This is a genomic window from Halosimplex halophilum, from assembly GCF_004698125.1.
GTDB classification, from domain to species: domain Archaea; phylum Halobacteriota; class Halobacteria; order Halobacteriales; family Haloarculaceae; genus Halosimplex; species Halosimplex halophilum.
This window is the reverse complement of the sequence record NZ_ML214297.1, coordinates 1,573,192-1,595,284: the sequence shown is the minus strand read 5'-3', so window position 1 is coordinate 1,595,284 and position 22,093 is coordinate 1,573,192. Positions and strand designations below refer to the sequence as shown.

At 69.9% G+C, this 22,093-nt stretch carries 25 protein-coding genes and 1 tRNA gene; 16 read left to right on the top strand and 10 right to left on the bottom strand.

Annotation, left to right across the window (positions count from 1 at the left end):
• Positions 1–63: 63 nt before the first annotated feature.
• The 3 genes from E3328_RS08060 to E3328_RS08050 form a co-directional block, all read right to left on the bottom strand.
• The gene (locus tag E3328_RS08060; protein ID WP_135364063.1) at positions 64–1,044 is read right to left on the bottom strand and encodes a ribokinase; all 981 of its coding nucleotides are present in this window, start codon (positions 1,042–1,044) and stop codon (positions 64–66) included.
• On the bottom strand, positions 1,031–1,711 hold the full coding sequence (gene deoC, locus E3328_RS08055) for a deoxyribose-phosphate aldolase (RefSeq protein ID WP_135364062.1): 681 nt from the start codon (positions 1,709–1,711) through the stop codon (positions 1,031–1,033). The genes E3328_RS08060 and deoC overlap by 14 nt, the downstream gene beginning before the upstream one ends.
• Before the next feature lie 228 nt (positions 1,712–1,939).
• Positions 1,940–2,428: a 50S ribosomal protein L11 gene (locus E3328_RS08050; RefSeq protein WP_135364061.1), complete on the bottom strand. Its 489-nt coding sequence runs from the start codon at positions 2,426–2,428 to the stop codon at positions 1,940–1,942.
• Positions 2,429–2,723: 295 nt separating this feature from the next.
• On the opposite strand from E3328_RS08050, the gene E3328_RS08045 reads away from it, so the two are divergent.
• Together E3328_RS08045 and E3328_RS08040 are read left to right on the top strand one after the other, a co-directional pair.
• Positions 2,724–3,713, top strand: a complete 990-nt coding sequence (locus E3328_RS08045; RefSeq protein WP_135364060.1) for a transcription initiation factor IIB — start codon at positions 2,724–2,726, stop codon at positions 3,711–3,713.
• A gap of 143 nt (positions 3,714–3,856) precedes the next feature.
• The gene (locus tag E3328_RS08040; RefSeq protein ID WP_135364702.1) at positions 3,857–4,693 is read left to right on the top strand and encodes a TrmB family transcriptional regulator; all 837 of its coding nucleotides are present in this window, start codon (positions 3,857–3,859) and stop codon (positions 4,691–4,693) included.
• Between the two features lie 56 nt (positions 4,694–4,749).
• On the opposite strand, the gene E3328_RS08035 is transcribed toward E3328_RS08040, so the two are convergent.
• Positions 4,750–4,950, bottom strand: a complete 201-nt coding sequence (locus E3328_RS08035) for a VNG_1110C family protein (protein WP_135364059.1) — start codon at positions 4,948–4,950, stop codon at positions 4,750–4,752.
• A 170-nt stretch (positions 4,951–5,120) separates the two neighbouring features.
• Between E3328_RS08035 and E3328_RS08030 the strand changes: the two genes are divergently transcribed.
• The 5 genes from E3328_RS08030 (at position 5,121) to artA (ending at position 12,302) form a co-directional block, all read left to right on the top strand.
• Positions 5,121–6,230 (top strand): OBG GTPase family GTP-binding protein, encoded by a 1,110-nt coding sequence (locus E3328_RS08030; RefSeq protein WP_135364058.1) that lies wholly within the window; start codon positions 5,121–5,123, stop codon positions 6,228–6,230.
• Positions 6,227–6,685: a TIGR04206 family protein gene (locus E3328_RS08025; RefSeq protein WP_135364057.1), complete on the top strand. Its 459-nt coding sequence runs from the start codon at positions 6,227–6,229 to the stop codon at positions 6,683–6,685. Before E3328_RS08030 ends, E3328_RS08025 begins: the two co-directional genes overlap by 4 nt.
• Positions 6,686–6,733: 48 nt before the next feature.
• Complete coding sequence (locus E3328_RS08020; RefSeq protein WP_135364056.1) at positions 6,734–7,486, top strand: VOC family protein; 753 nt, start codon at positions 6,734–6,736, stop codon at positions 7,484–7,486.
• 547 nt (positions 7,487–8,033) lie between these two features.
• Positions 8,034–11,057 carry a DUF7282 domain-containing protein gene (locus tag E3328_RS08015; RefSeq protein ID WP_135364055.1) on the top strand — a complete coding sequence of 1,008 codons (3,024 nt, stop codon included), beginning with the start codon at positions 8,034–8,036 and terminating at the stop codon, positions 11,055–11,057.
• Between the two features lie 207 nt (positions 11,058–11,264).
• On the top strand, positions 11,265–12,302 hold the full coding sequence (artA, locus tag E3328_RS08010) for an archaeosortase A (RefSeq protein ID WP_135364054.1): 1,038 nt from the start codon (positions 11,265–11,267) through the stop codon (positions 12,300–12,302).
• On the opposite strand, the gene dph5 is transcribed toward artA, so the two are convergent.
• On the bottom strand, positions 12,291–13,070 hold the full coding sequence (dph5, locus tag E3328_RS08005; protein WP_135364053.1) for a diphthine synthase: 780 nt from the start codon (positions 13,068–13,070) through the stop codon (positions 12,291–12,293). The two genes, artA and dph5, sit on opposite strands and share 12 nt — an antisense overlap.
• 125 nt (positions 13,071–13,195) lie before the next feature.
• Between dph5 and E3328_RS08000 the strand changes: the two genes are divergently transcribed.
• Positions 13,196–14,182, top strand: coding sequence for a class I SAM-dependent methyltransferase (locus E3328_RS08000; protein ID WP_135364052.1), 987 nt, complete (start codon positions 13,196–13,198; stop codon positions 14,180–14,182).
• 50 nt (positions 14,183–14,232) lie between these two features.
• Here the strand turns inward: E3328_RS08000 and E3328_RS22515 are convergent, their stop codons facing one another.
• Both E3328_RS22515 and E3328_RS22340 read right to left on the bottom strand, forming a co-directional pair.
• The gene (locus tag E3328_RS22515; protein WP_167837339.1) at positions 14,233–14,874 is read right to left on the bottom strand and encodes a plastocyanin/azurin family copper-binding protein; all 642 of its coding nucleotides are present in this window, start codon (positions 14,872–14,874) and stop codon (positions 14,233–14,235) included.
• A 51-nt stretch (positions 14,875–14,925) separates the two neighbouring features.
• On the bottom strand, positions 14,926–15,267 hold the full coding sequence (locus E3328_RS22340) for a hypothetical protein (protein WP_209452188.1): 342 nt from the start codon (positions 15,265–15,267) through the stop codon (positions 14,926–14,928).
• Between the two features lie 155 nt (positions 15,268–15,422).
• Here E3328_RS22340 and E3328_RS07985 point away from each other — a divergent pair.
• From E3328_RS07985 to E3328_RS07980, 3 genes are all read left to right on the top strand, one after another.
• Positions 15,423–15,497 (top strand) — tRNA-Thr (locus E3328_RS07985).
• Positions 15,498–15,590: 93 nt separating this feature from the next.
• Complete coding sequence (locus E3328_RS21890) at positions 15,591–15,767, top strand: hypothetical protein (protein ID WP_167837338.1); 177 nt, start codon at positions 15,591–15,593, stop codon at positions 15,765–15,767.
• Between the two features lie 41 nt (positions 15,768–15,808).
• Complete coding sequence (locus tag E3328_RS07980; RefSeq protein ID WP_135364051.1) at positions 15,809–16,162, top strand: hypothetical protein; 354 nt, start codon at positions 15,809–15,811, stop codon at positions 16,160–16,162.
• 22 nt (positions 16,163–16,184) lie between these two features.
• Here the strand turns inward: E3328_RS07980 and E3328_RS07975 are convergent, their stop codons facing one another.
• Positions 16,185–16,427 carry a DUF7385 family protein gene (locus tag E3328_RS07975; RefSeq protein WP_135364050.1) on the bottom strand — a complete coding sequence of 81 codons (243 nt, stop codon included), beginning with the start codon at positions 16,425–16,427 and terminating at the stop codon, positions 16,185–16,187.
• 37 nt (positions 16,428–16,464) lie between these two features.
• Complete coding sequence (locus tag E3328_RS07970; RefSeq protein ID WP_135364049.1) at positions 16,465–17,328, bottom strand: cytochrome c oxidase subunit 3; 864 nt, start codon at positions 17,326–17,328, stop codon at positions 16,465–16,467.
• Between the two features lie 175 nt (positions 17,329–17,503).
• Between E3328_RS07970 and E3328_RS07965 the strand changes: the two genes are divergently transcribed.
• The 4 genes from E3328_RS07965 (at position 17,504) to E3328_RS07950 (ending at position 20,319) form a co-directional block, all read left to right on the top strand.
• On the top strand, positions 17,504–18,901 hold the full coding sequence (locus E3328_RS07965) for a hypothetical protein (RefSeq protein WP_246022932.1): 1,398 nt from the start codon (positions 17,504–17,506) through the stop codon (positions 18,899–18,901).
• Positions 18,898–19,254 (top strand): C2H2-type zinc finger protein, encoded by a 357-nt coding sequence (locus E3328_RS07960; RefSeq protein WP_394345905.1) that lies wholly within the window; start codon positions 18,898–18,900, stop codon positions 19,252–19,254. Before E3328_RS07965 ends, E3328_RS07960 begins: the two co-directional genes overlap by 4 nt.
• Positions 19,255–19,369: 115 nt before the next feature.
• Positions 19,370–19,654: a DNA-directed RNA polymerase subunit L gene (locus E3328_RS07955; RefSeq protein WP_135364048.1), complete on the top strand. Its 285-nt coding sequence runs from the start codon at positions 19,370–19,372 to the stop codon at positions 19,652–19,654.
• An 83-nt stretch (positions 19,655–19,737) separates the two neighbouring features.
• Positions 19,738–20,319 carry a DUF2391 family protein gene (locus tag E3328_RS07950; RefSeq protein ID WP_135364047.1) on the top strand — a complete coding sequence of 194 codons (582 nt, stop codon included), beginning with the start codon at positions 19,738–19,740 and terminating at the stop codon, positions 20,317–20,319.
• Between the two features lie 29 nt (positions 20,320–20,348).
• Here E3328_RS07950 and E3328_RS07945 read toward each other — a convergent pair whose 3' ends face one another.
• Entirely contained in the window at positions 20,349–21,014 is a 666-nt protein-coding gene (locus E3328_RS07945) for a DUF502 domain-containing protein (protein ID WP_135364046.1), read from the bottom strand.
• Between the two features lie 401 nt (positions 21,015–21,415).
• On the opposite strand from E3328_RS07945, the gene E3328_RS07940 reads away from it, so the two are divergent.
• Positions 21,416–21,913 (top strand): HTH domain-containing protein, encoded by a 498-nt coding sequence (locus E3328_RS07940; protein ID WP_135364045.1) that lies wholly within the window; start codon positions 21,416–21,418, stop codon positions 21,911–21,913.
• Positions 21,914–22,093 lie beyond the last annotated feature (180 nt).

Here is a 22,093-nt window from a genome sequence, read left to right as displayed (position 1 = left end):
CGGACCGGCGGCAGTCGCCGCTGTAGTCGCCCGTTCGTCGACCGTCGGCGTCCTGCACGCCGGTCACCACGAGTCGGCGACCAGGTCGTCGACGGCGGCTCGCCCGGGGAGCCCGGGCACCACCTCCGGGGCGGTCACCGCGAGCGCGCCGGCCGCGCAGCCGAACCGCACGGCGGCCCGGTCCTCCAGCCCCTCCGCGAGCGCGACGGCGAGGGCCCCGTTGAACGCGTCGCCGGCGCCGGTCGTGTCGACCGCGTCGACCGGCGGCGCGCGGACGCGTTCGACACCGTCCCCGGAGACGAGCAACGCGCCCGCGCCGCCCAGCGTCAGGACGACGGTCCCGGCGCCGAGGTCGAGCAGCTCGCGCGCGACCGCCTCGTCGGTGATCGCTCCCCTGCCTTCGCCGTCCCCCTCGTCTCCGCTGTCCGTTCCTGCCCCACCGTCGCCGCCGGCGCCCGCCAGCGTCCGGGCCTCGTGTTCGTTCGGCGTGAGGTAGTCGACGCGCGCCAGCACGTCGGCCGGCAGTTCCCGGGCGGGTGCGGGGTTGCAGACGACCGTCGTCCCGGCGGCCGCGGCCGCCTCCACCGCCGCCCGGACCGGCTCGTCGCCGATCTCCAGCTGGACGAGCAGCGCGTCGGCGGTCTCGATGGCCGCCGCTCGCTCGCGCACGTCGGCCGCCGAGAGGCGGTCGTTGGCCCCGGGCGCGACGGTGATCTCGTTCTCGCCGTCCTCGTCGACGATCACGAAGCCGACGCCGGTGTGGGTCGCCTCGTCGCGGGTCACCGCGTCGGCGTCGACGCCCTCCGCGTCCCAGAGCGCGACCGCGTCGTCGCCGTAGCGGTCCGCGCCGACTCGGCCGACGAACCGCGACTCGGCGCCGAGCCTGGCTGCGGCGACGGCCTGGTTCGAGCCCTTGCCGCCGGGACCCTCCGCGAACTCGCGGCCGACGACCGTCTCGCCGGGCGCCGGGAACGCCGGGACCTGCATCGTCAGGCCGACGTTGTAGCTGCCGACGACGGCGACGACGGGGTCAGTACTCGCCATCGCCGACGGCCCCGGTGACGATCTCGACCCCGCTGGACGCCCCCAGCAGGTCCGCGCCCGCGTCGAGCAGTTCGTTCGCGCCGTCCAGCGTCCTGATCCCGCCGCTGGCTTTCACCTTCACGTCGTCGGGGACCCGCTCGCGGAGGAACTCGACGCGCTCGACGGTCGCCTCACCGCCCTCGCCCCAGCCGCTGGAGTTTTTCACGTAGTCGAAGCCCGCGTCGACGGCCAGCTCCACGATCCGCCTGGCCTCGGCGTCGTCGAGGGCGCCGAGTTCGAGCATCGCCTTGACGGTCGCGTCGCCGCTGGCCTCGACGACCAGCTCCATCTCGCGGCGAACGTCCTCGAAGCGACCGGACTTGACGAACCCGATGTTCGGCATCACGTCGACCTCCTCGGCGCCGGCGGCGACGGCGTCCCGGATGGCCGCCGCCTTCGAGATGGGGCGGTCGCCACCCATCGGGAAGCCGACGGCGCTGCACACCGTCACGTCCGTCCCCGAGAGCCGCTCCCGCGCCAGCGGGACCCAGCACGCCTGCACCATCGCCCCGTCGAAGCCGTGCTCGACGCACTCGTCGCACAGCTCCTCGATGCGCTCCTGGTCGGCCGTGGGACCTACCTCCGTGTGCTGGATACGCCCCGCGACCTGCTCCGGTGTCCGTGTCATGTGTTACCTCCACACTGAGTGTCGGCCGAGGCGCGTATAACGTTGTGGCCGACCGGGTCGTCGGTGGCCCGCCGACAGAGAACAGGACACGCGAGGCTGCGGGACGGGAGTACCGGAAAATCGCCGGAGCCGTCGAGCGGTCGCCTCGAACCCGCTTACGCGGCGGCCTCGTCGGCGGAGACTCCGTCAGAGTTTGCTCTGACGACCCTTCGCGTCGTCAGCGCCGGCTTACGCCGCCGCTTCCTCGGCAAATACGTCGTCGTACTCGCCGTCGTCGATGCGCTCCTTGAACTCGCGGGGGTCGTTGCCCTCGATGGTGACGCCCAGCGAGGTGCAGGTGCCGACGACCTCCTTCGCGGCGTTCTTCAGGTCGTAGGCGAGCAGGTCGGGGTGTTTCTGCTCGGCGATCTGCTTGACCTGATCGACCGAGAGATCGGCGACGAAGGTCTCCTGGGGTTCGCCGCTGCCCGTCTCGAAGCCGGCCTCGTCTTTGATGAGCTCGGCCGTCGGCGGGACGCCGACCTCGATCTCGAAGCTCCCGTCGTCGTCGTACTCGACGGTGACGGGGACCTCGGTGCCGTCGAAGGCCTCGGTCTGGTCGTTGATCTCCTGGACGACTGCCTGCACGTCCACGGGTGTCGGGCCCAGCTCCGGGCCCAGCGGCGGACCGGGGTCGGCCTGCCCGCCCGGGACGAGCACTTCGATAGTTCCAGCCATACACGACGAAACCGGCGGGGCGGGTTTAAGAATTGCTTTTCCCGGACGACGCGTGCGGGGACGACACATGTTGGGTACGGTACCCAAGCCCACGCCCCCACAACGTCGGTCCAGTGTCGACCCCGAACCGGATCCGAGCCCGCCCCCGTCGACCGCCCGAGATCCCGTGATAGCGGCCCGCCCCATGCTGTAACTACTACCATAACAACTCAACAGTAACTATTTACGTCAGTAGTACAAAGGATCGGGTGCGAACCACGGGTCGGCGGCGACACGCCGTCGGCCCGGAGACACAATGACAAGCACGAACCAGCGAGTCACGGGCCGTCACGTCCAGCCCGTCGAACGCACGGACGAGGAGACCGGCGCGGAGACCGAGTCGGGGCGCGAGCGCGACGAGTGCCCGGAGTGCGGCGCGTCGGGGGTCACCGACGAGAAGCGGGGCGAGACGGTCTGCCAGGAGTGCGGCGTCGTGCTGGAGGAGGACGTCGTCGACCGCGGGCCGGAGTGGCGGTCGTTCGACGCCCGCGACAAGGCCGAGAAGAGCCGCGTCGGCTCGCCGACGACCGAGATGCTCCACGACAAGGGGCTGTCGTCGGTCATCGACTGGCAGAACAAGGACGCCCACGGCCAGACCCTCTCGGCGAAGAAGCGCGAGCAGATGTCCCGGCTGCGCACCTGGGACGAGCGGTTCCGCTCCCAGAGCGCCCAGGACCGCAATCTCAAGCAGGCGCTGGGCGAGATCGACCGCATGGCGAGCGCGCTGGGCATCCCGAAGGACGCCCGCGAGACGGCCAGCGTCATCTACCGCCGGGCGCTCGACGAGGAACTCATCCCCGGCCGGTCCATCGAGGCGATGGCCACCGGGTCGCTGTACGCCGGCGCCCGCCAGGCCGGCGTCCCGCGCACGCTCGACGAACTCGAAACGGTGAGTCGCGTCGACCGCAAGGAGTTCGCGCGCGCGTACAGGTACATCGCCCGCGAGCTCGAACTCGCGATGGAGCCGACCGACCCCGAGCAGTACGTCCCGCGGCTGGTCTCGGACCTGGATCTGCCCGAGGAGACCAAACAGCGGGCGGTCGAACTGCTGGCGGCCGGCAAGCGCGAGGCGGTCCACTCCGGGAAGAACCCGGTCGGCCTCGCCGCGGCGGCCATCTACGCGGCCGGCCGGCTCACCAACGTCGACGTGACCCAGCACGAGGTCGCCGACGCCGCCGACGTGTCGGCGGTGACCATCCGCGACCGCTACACGGAACTGCTCGACGCCGACGACCAGGTCGCCTGAGGTGACGACCGTGCCGACAGGCGCCCGACCCGACGCCGCTCGATGTCCTGGCCGTCCGCCGACCGGGAGGCGGCCCGCAGCGCGGCGTCGCGAACGACCACCGTTATACCCTCGACCGCGCAATGTCCTCTGAGAGAACCCGCATGTCCAACGACGAGTCCGCCGTCGGTCCCGACGAAGACGACCTGGTCGCCGAGACCGCGTCGCTGCTGGAGACGTTCGGGCTGACGAGCTACGAGGCGAAGTGTTTCGTCGCGCTGACCCGGATCGGCCACGGCACCGCCCGCGAGATCGCCGAGGTGGCCGAGGTGCCCCGCCCCCGGGTGTACGACAGCGTCGAGTCGCTGGCCGAGCGCGGACTCGCCGACGTACAGGACGCACAGCCGCGCCGCTTTCGCGCGCCCGAACCGCGCGACGCCGTCGAGACCATCCGCCGCGAGTACGGCGAGCGTCTCGACCGCCTGGAGGGGCTGCTCCCGCGGCTCCAGTCGCCCGAACCCCGCGAGGAGCGGGCCGGCGTCTGGGTCGTCGAGGGCGACGACGCCGTCAGCGACCGACTCGCCGCGCTCGCCGACGACGCCGCCGAGGAACTGCTCGTCGTCGTCGCCGTCGAGAGCCTGCTGACCGAGGAGGTCCGCGCGGCGCTAGCCGAGGCGACAGACCGCGGCGTCGATATCACCGTGGGCTCGCCGAGCCCCGACATCCGCGCGGCCGTCGCCGACGCCGCGCCCGACGCCGCCGTCGTCGAGACCTGGACCTGGTGGGAGGACTACCCGATCCGCGCCGGCGAGATCAGCTCGATCCTCATGGCCGACGGCCGCGAGCTGATCGTCAGCTCCGACCTGGAGACCGATCTCCCGGGGGTCGACCGCCACAGCGCCGTCTGGACCGACGACGAACGGGCCCCCCTCGTCGGGCTGATGCGGCCGCTGCTCGCCGAGGCGATCCGCTCGGGCCCGTCCGCTCGCGGGTCGGCGTAGTTCCGGCGAGGATCCGGGCCCGTCGAGAATCGACCGCTGCTGTGCCGGCGTCGCCGTCAGGCGACGGAGATGCCGTTGCGCGCGAGGAAGTCGCTGGCGCTCTTTATCTCGACCGGACTGCCGATGATCCGCACCCGGCACTCCTCCCGGCGGATGGTGACGGTGAACTGCCGTTCGAGGTCCTCGCGGACCCCCTCGATGGCGTCCGCTGGCAGGAGGATCTCCGTACTGTCACGGAGTCGGGCCGGTTCGGACATGATCGATGTTGTTCGACGCTCGCGGTATTAGTGTGTCGAAACACGATTCATTCCGGACCGTGAACATTTATCCGTGACAGGGGACTGGCGGTTCGGCCCGCGCGTCGCCGCCCGGTCGGCACCGGGGCGGAGGAACACCTTTTTCGGTACCGGTTGCCGACCCACAGGTAATGGGGCTCGAAGAGGAGATCCGCGAGATCGAGGAGGAGATCGCCGAGACGCCCTACAACAAGTCGACCGAGGAGCACATCGGCCGGCTGAAGGCCAAGCTCGCGGAGAAAAAGGAGAAGCTCGAGAACCAGACCTCCGCCGGCGGCGGCGGGGGCTACGCCGTCGAGAAGACCGGCGACGCCACCGTCGCGCTGGTCGGCTTCCCCAGCGTCGGCAAGTCGACGCTGCTGAACGCGATGACCAACGCCGAGAGCGAGGTCGGCTCCTACGAGTTCACCACGCTCGACGTGAACCCGGGGATGCTCAAGTACAACGGCGCGAACATCCAGATCCTCGACGTGCCCGGGCTCATCGAGGGCGCCGCCGACGGGCGCGGCGGCGGCCAGGCGGTCCTCTCGGTCGTCCGGACCGCCGACCTCGTCGTGTTCGTCCTCTCGGTGTTCGAGATCGACCAGTACCAGCGCCTCTACGAGGAGCTGTACAACAACAAGGTCCGCCTCGACACCGAGCCCCCCAACGTCACCATCCGCAAGAAGCACAAAGACGGGATCAGCGTCACCTCCAGCGTCGACCTCGATCTCGACGAGCAGACGATCAAGAGCGTCCTGCGCGAGCGCGGGTACGTCAACGCCAACGTGAACATCGGCGAGCAGGTCGACATCGACCGCCTGCTCGACGGCGTGCTGGACAACCGCGAGTACCTCCCCTCCCTGGTCACCGTCAACAAGGCCGACCTCATCGAACCCGACTACCTCGACACCGTCCACGAGCAGCTGCGCGACCACGACATCGACCCCGAGGAGGCGATCTTCATCAGCGCCGAGGAGGGGAAGGGTCTCGACGCGCTCAAGGAAGCGATCTGGGAGGAGCTGGGACTCATCCGGATCTACATGGACAAGCCCGGCCGGGGGGTCGACTACGAGGAGCCGCTCATCCTCCGGGAGGGCGACACCATCGAGGACGCCTGCGAGAAGCTCGGCGGGGAGTTCGAGGAGCGGTTCCGCTTCGCCCGCGTCTCCGGCCCGAGCGCCAAACACGACGACCAGCAGGTCGGCAAGGACCACGAACTCGCCGACGAGGACGTGCTCCGTATCCTCACCACGCGATGACCGAACGAACGGGGGTCCTCGCACCGTTCGCCCGGCACCGGCGCGCGCTCGTCCGGTACCGCCGCGGGCTCGCCGTCCTCGTCGCCGGGCTCGTCCCGTGGCTCGTGATCCCCTACGAGGGCGGCGTCAGCCTCGTCCACTCGCTCGCGCTGGTCGCCCCCGGGACGGGTGCGGTCACGTCGGTCTACCACTACGTCTTCGTGTACACGCGCGAGGTCCCGACCGCCCTGCTGGCCTGGCCGACGGCGTCGCTCCTGTACGGGACGGGTGTCGCCAGCGCCGCGCTCGCCCGGATCGACCGGGAGGACCGCCGCGTCACCGCGGGGCTGTTCGCGCTGGCGGCGTTCGACGTGTGCTACGCCGCGGTCGGGTTCTCGTCGCCGCGACTGCGGACGGTCGCCTACCCGCTCGGGGCCGCCTTCCTCGCGCTGGCGGCGTGGACGAGTCGGCCCTGACGTTCCGGGTCCGGTATCCTTTTCGAACTGGCTACCCAGTTTTCGCCCATGGACGGAACGCTCGACCACACGATGATGCGCGTCGAAGACCTCGACGAGTCGCTCGACTGGTACACCACACACCTCGACTACGAGGAGAAGGGCCGCTGGGAGGCCGACACGTTCACCAACGTCTTCCTCGGCCCCGAGGACGTCCACGAGGAGGGCGCGCTGCTGGAACTCACCTACAACCACGACGGCCGCTCGTACACGATGGGCGACGGCTGGGGCCACATCGCCGTCCGCGTCGAGGACGTGAACGACGCCTACTACGAGCTGATGGACGAGGGCGTCGAGGACTACCGCCGCCCGGAGGACAACCCCGGCTACGCCTTCGTGAAGGACCCGGACGGCCACGAGATCGAGATCGTCGAGCGCGACTTCGGCGCCCGCTGGAGCATCGACCACACGATGATCCGCGTCGAGGACGCCGACGAACACCTCGGGTGGTGGACCCGGAAGTTCGAGTACGAACACACCGGCCGCTGGGAGGCCGACAGCTTCGCCAACTACTTCGTCAAGCCCGAGGACGCCGCCGAGGAGGCGATGGCCGTCGAACTCACCTACAACTACGACGGGCGCACGTACGAACTGGGCGACGCCTGGGGCCACCTCGCCGTCCGCGTCGACGACCTCTCGGAGGGGTGGGACCAGCTGATGACCCGCGAGGCCGAGGACTACCGCGACCCCGAGAGCTGCGACAACAGCTACGCGTTCACGAAGGACCCGGACGGTCACGAGGTCGAGATCGTCACGTCGTAGATCGTAGTACGACCGCGAACGGAGTGATCGGCCGCTTTTTGCCCCATCTCTTTGCCGCGAGCGGTGCCCGGAGCGAGCCGCGCGAGCGAGGACATCCGAGCGGGAAAAAGGTGGGCGAACGACAACTACGCATTCACGGAGGACCCGGACGGCCACGAGGTCGAGATCGTCACGTCGTAGGGATCCGTCGGCCGATAGCGGCGCCGACCACGTCACGTACCGGCGCGGTAAGCACGGCGTACTCCCGGATTTCGGTACTTAATATACCCATCGTCGGCTCCGTGTGGGACAGGCGTCTGACACGTGCCGAGGGCACGTGAAACAGTCACAAACGGGTTCTGCGGGCCGATCTATGGCGGGAGGCGGCCGTTCCTCCCTCGGCTATGACCACAAAGCATTTATTACATCCGCCGGTGGTTCCTACCGTACCCCTACCCATGGCTGCAGTATTGAGTACACCACTGGCGGTTCGGCGCGGCCGACTGATGGTCGCGTGTCCGCGTGGTCGGAAAGCTGCTGTGGCCGCTGACAGAAGATCCAACAAACTATGACAGGAACCAACGACAAGCTTCGCAGCTTGTTCCTGACGATGCTGATGGTCGTCTCCGTGTTCGGAGGCTCCATCGCGTTCGCGGGAACAGCTGCGGCCGCCAATACCGACCCCGGCGTGGACGCAGCCACGGAGGACGAGGGGACCGGTAACGGCGACATCGTAGTCGAATTCAACCGTAGCGTTCGCAAAGCAAACGGTCCGAACGCTGGCAACCCGCTCGACGCCAGCAACTTCACGGTCTACGTCCGTGAGGCCGGCACCGACGACTTCACCGAGTACAACCAGTCCACTCGGCCCGAAGTCGACGAGCAGCTGGCCAACTCCGACGTGATCCACCCGGCCGACGCCGGCTCGGGCGCGACCGACGAGGTCGTCCGCCTCGAAGGTAACGGCCTGTGGGGCGACCTCAACCCGGCCGACGAGGTCAAGGTCAACGTCGGTAACGGCACCGCCATCGGTAGCTGGAACGGCTCCGACGTCGTCGGCGAGCGTTCCATCGGGAACGTCACCGTCGAGACGGCCGCAGGCGAGCTCGACCAGGCCGACGGCGCGCACAGCGACCGCGGTAGCGCCCAGCGCGTCTACCAGGGTCAGAACGTGCGCTTCAAGGCCGACCAGCCCGACACGCCGATCCTGCTCCGTAACGTCGAGACCGGAGAGATCCTCCTCGACGGGAGCACCGGCGCCGGGACGTCCATCGTCTTCGACAGCGCGGACCTCGAGTCCGGCACCACCTACCGCCTGATCTACGACGAGGGCGCTGGTGCTGCCGAGACGAGCAAGTTCTTCAACGTGACCTCGCTGCAGCTGTCGGCCTCGCTCGACGAGGACGGCACGCTGTTCGAGCACAACGAGGACGCGGAGATCACCGTCGAGGGTAGTTCCATCCGCGGTGGCGAGCCGGTCGCCATCGAGGTCGACGGCCCGGACACCGAGTACGAGCGCGTCTCCTTCGACAACCGCGGCGAGTTCGAGGAGACGTTCAACTACGGCACCAGTCTCGACGCCGGTGACTACACGGTCACCGTGACCGACGTCGCGACCGGCGCCGAGGTCACCGCCGGCGAGTTCTCCGTCGACGAGTTCCCCTCGGCTGACTCCGCCTCCTTCGGTGGCGGCGTCTTCGAGGAGGAGCGCGGTGACGTCGTGGAGATCCCCGTCCAGCTGAGCGACAGCCAGGAGGGTGCCCAGGCCACGGTCGCCATCGGTGACAAGGCCGACACCGGCTACGTCACGAACGTGACGGTCGCCGACGAGGACGGCGACGGTGAGGTCGTCCTCGAGTGGAACACCTACATGGCCGGCACCGGCGAGAGCGAGCACATCTTCACCGCGCAGGGTGAGGACAACGTCACCGACTTCGGTGGCGAGAGCGGCTCCTTCGTCGAGGCCGTCCGTGTCTTCGAGAACGACACGGAAGCGCCCAACGCTTCCAGCCTCGAGTTCGCGGGTAACGGTATCCTCGACCCCGCGTCGTACGACCTCGCGGTCGTCGCGAACAACGAGGACCAGTCCGAAGTCATCAACAAGGGCAACTTCAACTTCACTGAGGTCGACGCCGACGCGGTCGGCGCAGTGTCGATCAACGCCCGTTCCACCGAGAGCAGCAACGTCTGGGTCGTCCCCTCGGACAAGAAGGACCAGGTCGACCTGACGTTCATCGACGAGAACACCGACAACAACGAGGACCCGATCGACGGGAACCTCACGCAGTCCGACCTGGTGGCCAGCGAAGAGATGATCGTCCACCAGATCAGCGCGTCCGGTCTGGAAGGCGTCTTCCAGAACCGCACCACGACGGGTGCGAACGCGACCAGCGCCTTCCTCAGTGAGGTCGACACCGGTCTGTTCAACGCCAGCTTCTCCGAGCTGGACCCCGGTCCGAACCAGCCGCGCGAACGGTTCGACCTGAACGTTGACAACACGGTCGTCCTCCCGGACTACCAGAACGACACCTACTACGTCGCTGTTGACCTCGCGGAGGTCGACGAGGACAAGCTCGAGGACGGTATCGAGTACAACGCCTCGTTCTCCTTCGAGAGCTACAGCTCGGTCGGTCCGCAGATCGGCGGCGAGGGCGCCGGCACTGTCGGCTCCGACTGGACGTACGAGGTCGCCGAGGCGTCGCTCGACACCAACGCGGACGACGAGGTCGTCATCCGCAACCAGGCCGGTCAGACCATCCGCGGCGACACGAACGTCGCCCCGGGCACGGAGCTCGGCCTCCGCATCAACAGTCAGTCGGACACGAGTCCGTTCCTGACCACGCTGAACACCCACGTCACCGAGGACCGCACGTTCGCGGCGACGGGTGACTTCAGCGAGCGCGGCTCGGACATCAACTTCACTGTCGCGGTCCGCCGCGGTGGCGACCAGATCAGTGACGGCACCTACAGCGGTGTCATCCTGGCTCAGCCGACCGCCTCGGTCACCTTCAGTGACCAGGCCGTCGCTGAGGGCAACCAGGAAGTCGTCGTCGACTCCGCCACGCTCTCGGACGGTGGCTTCATCGCCATCCACGAGGGTAGTGCCAGCGGCGACGTGATCGGCGTGAGCGGCTACCTCGAGGCCGGCCAGCACTCCAACGTGCGGGTCGACCTCGACAGCCCGGTCAACGGGACCACCACGCTGGTCGCGATGCCGCACCTCGACGACAACTCCAACAACCTGTACGACTTCCCCGAGGCCGACGCGCCGTACACTGCCGACGGTAGCGCAGTGACCGACAGCGCCGAGGTCTCGCTGGACACCGAGACGGCTACCCCGACGGACACGCCGACGGACACGCCGACGGACACGCCGACGGACACGCCGACGGACACGCCGACGGACACGCCGACGGACACGCCGACGGACACGCCGACGGACACGCCGACCGAGGCGCCGGAAGACGGCGGTGACGGTGGCGACGACACGCCGTCGCCGACCACCACCGGTGACGGTGCTGGCTTCGGCGTCGCCGTCTCGCTCATCGCCCTGCTCGCGGCTGCGCTCCTCGCGGCGCGCCGTCGCGAATAAGGTAGCACCATCGGGCTGACGCCCGACCCCTAACCGCTCGACATTTTTTCGGACGCTACCCGGTCAGCGACAGCTCCGTCCCGCTCGTCGTTCGAGCGTCGCGTTCGGCGGTCTCCGGGCGAACCGCGAGTCCGCGACCGTCTGTGTGCGCGGCGGGCGTCCAACGACAAAGCATATACTCCCGATACCGTTACGTTGGAGCAACCGATGCTCGACGCCGTTCTCTCGGGGCTGGACTGGGCCACGCGCTTCTCGGACCCGCTCGCGTGGCTCGTCCTCGCGGCGTTTCTCGTGACGGTCGTCCTGGAGGCGGCCGACCGGCGCGAGCACGCCCGGCTGGCCGGGGTCGCGGCCTGGGCGCTGTTCGGCGTCTTCTGGTTCACGCTCATCTACCACTTCGCCGTCGTCCAGCGGAGCGTCATCGAGGGGCTCGGGACGCTCGTCGCCGTCCCAGCCTCCCTCTACGTCGGCTACCTGCTGTGGTCCGGCCGCGACTCGCTCTTTGTCCTCTCGCGGGCCATCCTCCTGATGGGGGTGGTCTTCTTCCCGTTCGAGTCGATCCCCGTACTGCGGCAGTTCCTGGTCGAGACGGTCACCGACCAGACGGCGGTCCTGATCTCGCTGATCGGCTCGGACCCGGCGCTCGTCACGGGGTACGAGACCATCGTCGACGGCCAGCGGGTCGTCGCGTACGACGGCTACATCGTCGGCGAGAAGCACCACCTCTACGAGAACACGTTCGTCTTCGCCGACGGGGAGAGTCCGATCTTCTACACGATCGTCATCGCCTGCACGGGGATCGGGAGCATGGCGATCTTCGCCGGGCTGATCGCGGCCGTCGAGGCGCCGCTGACCCGGAAGCTCCGCGCGCTCGCGGTGTCGCTGCCGGTCATCTACGCGCTGAACCTGGGGCGCAACGTCATGATCGCCGTCGGGTTCGGGGAACAGCGGTTCCACCTGTTCCCGGAACTGGTCATGTCGGTCTTCGGGCTGTCGGACCCGCGGCAGGTCTCCTACATCGTCATCGACCGCATCGTCGCCCAGAGCCTGTCGGTGGTCGCGCTGGTCGGGATCACCTACCTCGTCGTCCGCGAGCTCCCGGAGGTGCTGACCGTCGTCGAGGACCTGCTGTTCGTCGTGACCGGCTCGGAGTACGACCTGCGGGCCGCGCTGGACCTCGACCCGTCGGTCGCCGAGGGCGACCCGGAGGTCGGCGCCGGCGCGGGCACCCGATCAGACGACTAGTTCTTCGAGAAGCGTGTCGGGCGCGCCACCGAGCGCTGCGAGGGCGTCCCGTTCCATGAGGTGGAGCTCCCCGGGGACGACCAGCAGGTGGAGCGGGTCGCCGAACGACTCCCCGGCGAGCGTCGAGAGCCGGTCGGCGCGGACGGCGGGGTCGGGGCTGCCCGCGCGGGCGACGACGACGCCGAGCGTGTCCTCGTAGGCGTCGGCCAGGCGGGCGGCCGCCCGGTCGGCGCGCATGTAGTCGTCGCTGGCGGCGTCGATGTCGAGGAAGACCAGCGTGTGGAGGCCGCGGTCGCGGTTCCCCTCGACCGTGTCGACGACGCTCCCGGGGAGGTCGTCGCCGGCGTGGGAGCGCTCGAACGGGAGCGTCGTCGCCTTGCCGAAGCGGTAGTTCTGGAGGCCGGTGAGCGAGCTGGCGGCGGCCTGGGCGGTCGTCCCGTGGACGACGCGGGTCTCGATGCCCCGCTCGTGAGCGCGCAGCCGCAGGTCCGTGTGGGTCGTCGAGATCATGGTGTCGCCGGCGGTGCAGAAGACGACGTCCGAGTCGGCGGCGTCGTCGAGGATATCCCCGGGCGACTGCTCGACGCCCGTGCGGTCGCGGACCTCGATCTCGGTGTCGTGGGCGGCTTCGAGGTCCTCGATCGCGGCGCCGGCGAGCTTGCTGGTGTAGAACTCGGCGACGACGCGGTCGGCCGACCGGATGGCGTCTCGGCCCGCGACGGTGACCGACCGCTCGTCGTAGAGGCCGAGCCCGACGAAGGTGAGCATACGCCCTCTCCGGCGCCGAACGGATTAAGCCCCGCGAAGCGACGGCGAGTCCGGGCGGCCGCGGTGTCAGAGCCGAGGGCGGCCGAAGCGTCAGGCTTACCGCGCGACGGCGACCTACCGGAGGTATGGAGGTCTCCTGCGTTCGGGTGCCACGCGAGGACGGCGAGGCGACGCGCCGCCGGCTGGCCGACGCCGACCTGGTCGCCGAGGACTACGAGATCGAGGTCGCCGACGGGTGCCTCTACGTGCCCGTCACCGACCCCGCTGCGGTCCCCGACGAGTTCGAGGTCGTCACGCGGGAGGTCGACGCGCGGGAGACACAGACGATGCCGGCGGATCTGCTGGAGTTCGACCCCTCCTACGAGCGGCTCGGCGACGTGGTCATCGTCGACGAGGACGACCCCGAGCGCGCGCGGGCGCTGGCCGACGCCGTCGTCGAGTCGGCGCTGCCGGTGAAGACGGTCGTGAATCGCGCCTCGAAGGTCAAGGGGACCGAGCGGGTCCGCGACTGGGAGGTGCTGGCCGGCGAGAGCACCGAGGCGGTCCACCGCGAGTACGGCTGCGAGTTCGCCCTGGACCTGGCGACGGTGTACTTCTCGCCGCGGCTGGCGACCGAGCGCCACCGCGTCGCCGAGCAGGTCCGAGAGGGGGAACGGGCCTTCGATATGTTCGCCGGGGTCGGCCCCTTCGTCGTCCCCTTCGCGAAGCGCGGCGCGACCGCCGTCGGCGTCGACATCAACGAGGACGCGGTCGAGTACCTGCGGGAGAACGCCCGCCGTAACGGCGTCGCGGACCGCGTGACGGCGATCTGTGGGGACGTGCGCGAGGTGGCCGACGAGTACACGGACTGGGCCGACCGGCTCGTGATGAACCTGCCCCACAGCGCCGACGACTTCCTCGACACCGCCGTCGAACTGGCCGGCGACGACTGCGTGGTCCACTACTACGACATCCAGCACGAGGACGACCCCTACGGGCCGGGCGAACGCGCCATCCGCGCGGCCGCCGAACCGGAGTACGAGGTGGCCGTCGAACGGCGCCACACCGTCCGGTCGTACGCCCCCCACGAGTTGAACGTCTGCCTCGACGTGCGACTGCGGCGGGCCGACTGACGGGCGTGGACGGACCGGTCGAGCGGCGAACGAGGTCCGGCGACGGGGACTCAGTTCGCGAACTCGTCGTAACTGATAGCGCCCCGCTGGACGATGGCCTCGCTGCTCGGGAGTTCGCCGTTGGGGGGCTGGCCCTCGGTCGCGGGACCGCCGGGTTCGCCGACGACGAGCCGGCCCACCATCCCGAGCGCGGCGTGGGGGATACAGAAGTAGTCGTACGTGCCCGTCTCCTCGAAGGTGTGTTCGAAGGTCGCCCCCGCCTCGCTCAGGATGCCGCTGTTCCAGGGTTCGGCGCCCTCGGGGATGCGGGTCACCGACGCGGCGTCGAGCGACTCGGCGTAGGCCGTCGCGGAGTGGCTCCCCGACTCGTTGACCCACGTGATCGTCTCCCCGGGTTCGACGGAGAGCCCGATCGGCGTGAAGTAGTAGTCGCTCCCCTCGGTCACCATCTCCACGGTGTTCGGAACCTGTCCGGCGGTCCCGGCCGCGGTATCGGTCCCGGTGCCGGCGTCGGGATCCGTGCCCGTCTCGGTCGCCGTCTCGGCCGGTTCCGCGGTCGGACTCGGGGACTCTTCCTCGTCGGTGTCGGTCGGGTCGGCGCCCGCACCGGGAGCGCCCTCGCAGCCGGCGAGGCCGACCGACAGTCCGGTGACCGTAGACCCGACTGTCGCGAGATAGGTACGTCGGTTCACGTCCGCGCTTGGGACAGCGGCCGTTTGTGTGGCGGGCTTGCGATGTCCCGATCAGGTCCACGGGACTGTCAGGTCGACGAGCCACGCCACCACGGCGGCCCCCAGGAGGAGGACGCCGAGGCCGGTAGTCGCCGGCTCCGGGATGAGGAACAGCACCGCGCCGACGACGACGAGGAGCGTGATCAGCCCCTCGTCCCACCAGCCGCCCTCGTCGTCGACGGTCGCGTCGTCCTCGTGGCGTTCCTCGGCCATCGCCGGGTCGTCCGTCGTCGGTTCCGAGCGCAGGCTCGGCGCCCACGCGGTCACGCTCCCCGTCACGGAGGGGATCGTCGTGGTTTCGGTGTCGCGGTCGTCGATGCGCTCCTCTGCGGTGTCGTCCGTGGACCGGCGCATGCGCGGGATCGGACCGCGACCCTGTTGGCCCGAGTGGTTGCAGTGCAAAGCGCCAGGCCCGGCCGTCCCGGTCCGACACGGCCTCACAGAGTCGGGTCGATTCGCAATCCTTATTGCGGTTATCGGCGGTACGTTGAAACGGAGCCACCGAACGCGCCGGTGTAGCTCAGACTGGCTAGAGCGAATCCTTCGTAAGGATTAGGTCGAGGGTTCAAATCCCTCCACCGGCTCTTTCTCGCGGACGCAAGCCGACGAGTCGCAACTCCGCCGAGTCGGACCGATCGACCGGTAGCATCAAGCGGGTAGGGTCGGTGGATCGGGACATGCGGTCAGAGGACGACATCCGGGAACGGATCGCCGAACTCGAGGACGCGTACGACAGAACGGACCCGCCGACCTCGGAGATGGAGGACGAGGCGGAGGTCGCGATCCTCCGGGCCATCGAGGAACTGGAGTGGGTGCTCGAAGAACACGACGCCGAGTCCGGGTTCACGACCTGAGCGGCGCAATCCCTATCTCTCCCCGACCCCGCGGTTCGCCCGTGCAGTCGACGACACGCGACGCGCTGCTGGCAGCGGCGAGCGCCGCAGTCTTGCTCGTCGTCCTCGCGGCCACGGGATCGCTGTCGGTGCTGACTCGACCTGGGGCCGCCGCGACGGGCGTCGTCACGGCGCTTGCCGTCGAGGCGCTGTTCGTCGCGGACACCACCGTCGCGTACCTGTGGGAACGGCCCGCGGTGCAGGTCGGCAGCGCCCTCGCCCTGGTCGTCGGCGGTGTCCTCGCGGTGTGGACCGCCGACCCGTGGCTCGTCGCGGCGGCCTGCTGGGGGCTGGCGACGTACTTCGTCCTGCTGGCGCTGCTGGTGGCCGGCGTCTGGGAGTCGGCGTCGGCGTAGCCGAGGAGGACGCACACCGCCGTCAGTGCGTGAGCAACAGTACCTGGCCGCCGGTGCGGACGACGCAGAACGGGCCGCCGGGGTTCCCGAAGGTGTTCTCGCGCTTCTCGGAGACGAACAGCTCCTCGAATGCGTCGCCGCAGGCCGGGCAGGCGAAGTCGTTCCTGTTTTCGAGGTGCATCGTGGCCCGGTCCTGGCTCACCAGCTTCAGGCCGTGGCGGTACTCGTGTACGTCGAAGCCGTCCTCGACGTCGAGCGGTTCCATACCCGGAGATGGGGAGAAGCGGCCTTGAAACTCCCGCTCAGATCTCGGCGCCGACGTAGAGGACGACGACGAGGAAGATCCAGACAACGTCGACGAAGTGCCAGTACATCGAGGCGGTGCTGACGGAGGTGTGGCGTTCGGCGGAGTACTGGCCCTTGAGCGCCCGGGCGAAGACGATGCCCAGCAGGACCGCGCCGAGGCTGACGTGGAGGCCGTGGAGGCCGGTCAGCCCGTAGAACGCCGAGCCGAAGGCGCCGCCGGTGAGGGTGAACCCCTCGTGGACGATGAACTCGTAGTACTCGTAGATCTGGCCGCCGATGAACACGACGCCCAGCAGCAGGGTCAGCCCCAGCAGCTGGAGGAACCGCGACCGGTTGCCCTTCCGGAGCGCGGTGTGTGCGAAGTGCAGCGTGAAGCTGCTGACGACCAGTATCGACGTGTTGATGATGATGAGACTCCCGAGCAGGTCGGGGAAGGTGTCCGTCGACCAGGTGCCGACGCGGATGAAGAAGTAGTAGACGAACCCGGCGCCGAAGGTGGCGATCTCCGACCCGAGGAACAGTATCATCGCGAGCCGGAGCGTCCCGGCGCCGTGTTCGTCGGTGCCCCTCTCCCAGAAGTTGACGACGAACGCGTGGTACAGCCAGCCGTAGAGGCCGACGAGGAACAGGCCGACGCTGGCGACGGTGGCGACCGGGCCGTACATCGGGTCGACGAGCGGTTCCTGGCCGCGACCGAGGACGAACAGCGCGGCGGCGACGTAGATGCCCGCCGCGCCGACGGCGGTGACGAACGGCCACCAGCTGGCCTCGCCGAACCCGCGCGGCCAGTCCTCGACCGCCGGCAGGTGGTGCCCGCCGTGGTCCCCGTGGTCCTCTGACGTATCGTCCGCGAGACTCATACTACGGGCTTGCGCCAGCAGCACCAAAAAGCCTCCCAAACCGTCCGCGCCCCGCCGATGTCCAGCGGATCTCCCGGACCGCTCCGAACGTGTTCGCAGTCAGTCACGGGCAGGGCTCTCGGCCTCCGGCCGGGCTTCGATACTTTGACCGGGAGGGGGGTCTAACTCCCGACAGATGGACCGACGGACTCCGACGACCGAGGTCGGCCGCAAGGCGGCGACTGCGCTGGCCGCCGGGCTGGCCGTCGCACTCGCGGCGCGGCCGGTCCTGGCCCACGGCGGGTCGCTGGGGGAGTCGGCCCGCGAGTCGCTGACCGTGCCGACGTGGCTGATGCTGGCGACCGGCGGGGCCGTCGTCGGCGCCTCGTTCCTGCTGGCGACGTTCGCGACCGACCGGTCGGCGCTGGACTGGCTGGTCGACAGCCGGCGGCGACTCCCGCTCCCGGCGCCGACGGCGCTCCGGTGGGCCGCCGGCGCGCTGGGCGTCGCGGCGCTGGTCGGCATCGTCGTCACGGGGTTCGTCGACCCGACGGACCCGCTCTCGAACCCCGCCGTCGTGGTCGTCTGGGCGGGGTGGTGGGCCGGCTTCGCGATGAGCACGTACCTCGTCGGCAACACCTGGCCGGCCGTCAATCCCTGGCGGGCGATCGCCGAGGTGCTACCCGATCTGGGTCGGGAGTACCGCTGGACGCTGGGCGCCTGGCCGAGCGTCGCGGGCCTGCTCGCGCTCGTCTGGATCGAGGTCGTGAGCCCGCTGGCCGACGAGCCGCGGGTCCTCGCGATTACGGTCGTCGCCTACTCCGTCGTGACGCTCGCGGGGGCGGTCGTCTACGGGACCGGGACGTGGTTCCGCGAGGCCGACCCCGTCTCGCGGGTGTTCCGCTACTACGGCGCCGTCGCGCCGGTCGGACGGGACGCCGACGGGTCGCTCTCCCTGCGGCTCCCCGGCGCGGCGCTGACGAGCGACCGCCTGGACGGGGTCGACGAGGCGGCGTTCGTCGTCGCCGTCCTCTGGGTGACCACCTTCGACGGGTTCGTCGCCACGCCGGCCTGGCGGTGGCTCGCCCGCTCGCTGGTGAACCTGGGCTACCCCATCCCGCTGCTGTACCCCGGCGCGATGGTCGTCGGGTTCGCGCTCTTTCTCGGCGTCTACCTGCTCGCTGCCCGACTGGCCCGCCGGACTGCTCCGACCTACGTCGCCGGCGAGACGCTCGCCCGGCGGTTCGCCCCGCCGCTGCTGGCCATCGCCGCCGGCTACCACGTCGCGCACTTCCTGGGCTACTTCCTCTCGCTGATCCCGGCCCTAGTGGCGGCGGTGACCGCGCCGATGGCGACGGTGAACCCCCCGCTGATCGTCGTCCCCGGCTGGTTCGGCGGCGTCGCCATCGCCGGCGTGCTCGGCGGCCACCTCCTGGCCATCCTCGCCGCCCACGTCACCGCCTTCGACCTGTTCCCGGGCCGCCTGCAGGCGATCCGCAGCCAGTACCCGTTCATCGCCGTCATGGTCTTCTACACGATGGCCAGCCTCTGGATCGTCACCCGACCGGACGTGCCGCTCCCCTACCTCACATGACCGAGCAACCACCCACCGGCGCCGCCGGCGCGAGCGACAACCCCGACGAGTCGGACGCGAGCGGCGACACCCGAGGACCGGACGGCCCCGGAGCCGACGACATCGCCTACGAGGTGCCGCCGGCGGAGACGGCCGCCGAGTGCGAGTACTGCGGGCGCCCCTTCGAGTCCGAGGGACTGCTCGCGCTGCACCACGGGCGGGCTCACGGGTCGGCACTCACCGACGACGAACGGGCGGCCTACGAGGACGCCTACGAGGCCGAGTCCGGCCAGCTCGGCCGTTTCCGGCTGAAGGCGCTGGCGATCCTGGTGTTGCTGTACTTCGGCCTGCTGATGGTGTACGCGGTGGTCTGACCGCCGCCGTCGGCGGGGCCGGGAACGTGTGTTCGGGCTCCTCCCGAGGTGGCGGGAGCGGGGCTCGGGCGCCAGGAACGTAAGTTTCATGCGCGCGAGGGGGCTGGACACGTGTATGGAACTGCGGGTCATCGAGAAAGAGCCGACGATGATCTCTATCGAGATCGCGGGCGAGGACCACACGTTCATGAACGTGCTGAAGGGCGCGCTGCTGGAGACCGAGGGGATCACGGCGGCGACCTACGACGTCAACCCCGAGCAGTCGGGGGGCCAGACCGACCCCGTGCTGACCATCAAGACCGACGAGAACACCGACGCGCTGGACGCGCTGGAGACCGGCGCCGAGCGCGTCATCGAGAAGTCCGACGACTTCCGCGAGGCCTTCGAGGCCGCCGCCTGAGCGCGGACCCCTTCTCCTCCCCGTCGACGCGGCCCGACGGCCGCGGCCACACGCTTTTGAGGCGGTCCGCCGTTCGTCCGGACGTGACCGACCGCGACGGGGCCGCGGGCGACGACCCGGACCGCGACCCGGATCCGGACATCGACGACGTGCTCGACGACCTGGAGGAGCTGGAGGAGCTGGTCGACCGGCCGGAGGAGCGCGAGCGGGTCCGCGAGGCGATGCGCACGGCCCGCCGGGCGAACAGGCCCCGCGTCGTCGGCCGGATCCACGACGCCTTCGACCTGCGTGACGCCGGCGAGGCGGTCGTCGGCGCCTTCCTCTTCGGCATCCCGATGGTCGTCGAGGGCGGCACCCAGGAGATCGGCGTGGCCATCGCGGACTCGCCGGTCGCCGTCGCGCTGACCGCCGCCCTCGGCTTCCTCGTCGTGCTGGGGATCCTCCACGCCGCCCGGTTCGAGGCGGTCGAGGCGGACCTGATAGCCGGCGTCGTCCCGCGGCGGCTGGTCGGGATCCTCGGCATCTCCGCGGGCATGGCCGTCGGGCTGATGACGCTGTGGCGGCGGGTCGACTGGAGCCAGCCGGACGTGGCCGCCGCCCAGTGTCTCGTGACCGCGGTCGTGATGGCCGTCGGCGCGTCGCTGGGCGACGTGTTGCCGGAGTAGCGCGACGGCTCCGGCGACCCCGCGGACGGTCAGTCCGCCCGCTCGGGCTCCGGGACGGCGTAGTCGTCGTAGGCGTCGACCTGTTCGGCCTCGCTGCCGATCCCGGTGGTGACGATCATCCGCATCCCCTGGCGGACGCTCATGTCCGTCTCGTGGATCTCCGACTCGGGCACCATCACGAGCCGGCCGGCGGTGGGGTTGGGGCTGTTGGGGAGAAACACCGAGTGGGCCCGGTCGCCGGTGGCCTCGTCGAAGGCCTCGGTCCCCTCGCCGGTGACGAAGCCGATGGAGTAGACGTCCTCGCGGGGGTACTCGACGAGGACCGTCCGCTCGAACTGCGAGCCGGTGTCGACCAGGGAGGTCGCCACCTGTCGGACGCCGCCGTAGATGGTGCTGACCAGGGGGACGATGTTGATCGTCCGCCCGAGGTTACCGAACAGGTGTCGGCCGATCGACCACTGGGCGACCAGGCCGAGGGCGGTCACCACCGCGACGATCAGGACGACCGCGAGCACCTGCGCGGCGAGTTCGACGTTCGCGGCCGTCTCGATGAGGCCGAGCCTGTCGACCAGCGGGTTGACGAACTGCAGGGAGAAGGAGACCAGGATCTGCAGGATGTAGAGGGTGATCGCCAGCGGCGCGACGAGGATGAGCCCGGCCACGAAGCTCTCCTTCAGACGGCTGGTCAGTGGCATACGCCCCGGTGGGGCGTCCGGACGGAAAGCTGTGTGGGGTCGGGAAGGGGAGCGCTACCGGACGGTAGCCGGTCGATACCGGCGGGTGCTCTCGCTCCCGGGACGCTCGCCGGGCGTCCGGTCCCGCCGCGGTCGGTGGTCCCGGGGCGGTCCGGGGTCGGCTCGGGAGCGCGCGAACGGTCGAAACGGTGTGGCGGTCGAGCGATACCGACCGGGTTACTCGCCCCTCCGGAATCCGTTACCGCGCCGTTCGAGCCGCTTACTCGCCGCTCGCGGGTGAACGGTCGGGCCGTTCAAGAGGGGCCCGCGGCTTGTCCGAGTCGACTGTGACACGAGACCGTTCGCATTCGACGGACACAGCGGACCCGGAGCCGACCGCTCGTTCCGGGTTCCACGCGTGGATGGACGCGACTGCCGACCGGTTCGCGACGGCCGACGAACGCCGGGTGGAGGTGTTCGTCCGGTCGATGCTCCCGCCGCTGGGCGCCAAGTCCCGACAGGAGGCGCTGATCGCGCGACTCGACGAACTGGCCGCGGCGTCGGCGCTCGACGGCGTCTCCGTGACGGTCACCGGGAACCGCCTCTGCCTGTGTGACACCTGTTCGGGCACCGACGGCGGCGGCGACCTCATCGACCGGATCGCCGAACTCGACGAGTGGGGCGACGAGTACGACGCGACCGCCAGCCCCTTCTTCGAGACGAGGGAACTCGACTCCTCGATCGCCGGCGAAACCGCGCGGGCGCTCGTCCCGCCGCGGGTGAGCGCCGCGCTCTACTGCGACGAGGCCCTCGCGGGCGTCTTCCCCTGCCGGATCGGGGGCCGCGAGTACACGGTCGCGGACCTGGTCGACGCGCTCGACCGCTTCGCCGGGGAGCGCCAGCTCGTCGTCGAGCCCTGACGGCCGTCCGCCGCCGGGCCGTGACCGGATCTCCGGGTCGAAACGCCCGCGAGCGTATCGACCGCCTACCCGCCCCCGCGGGGGGCAAGTCGATACATAACAATGTCACGTTCTCGGCTACGCGGAGGCATGGCAGAGTCGCCTGTCGCCCGAACCGACCGGACCGGAACCGAGGGAGCA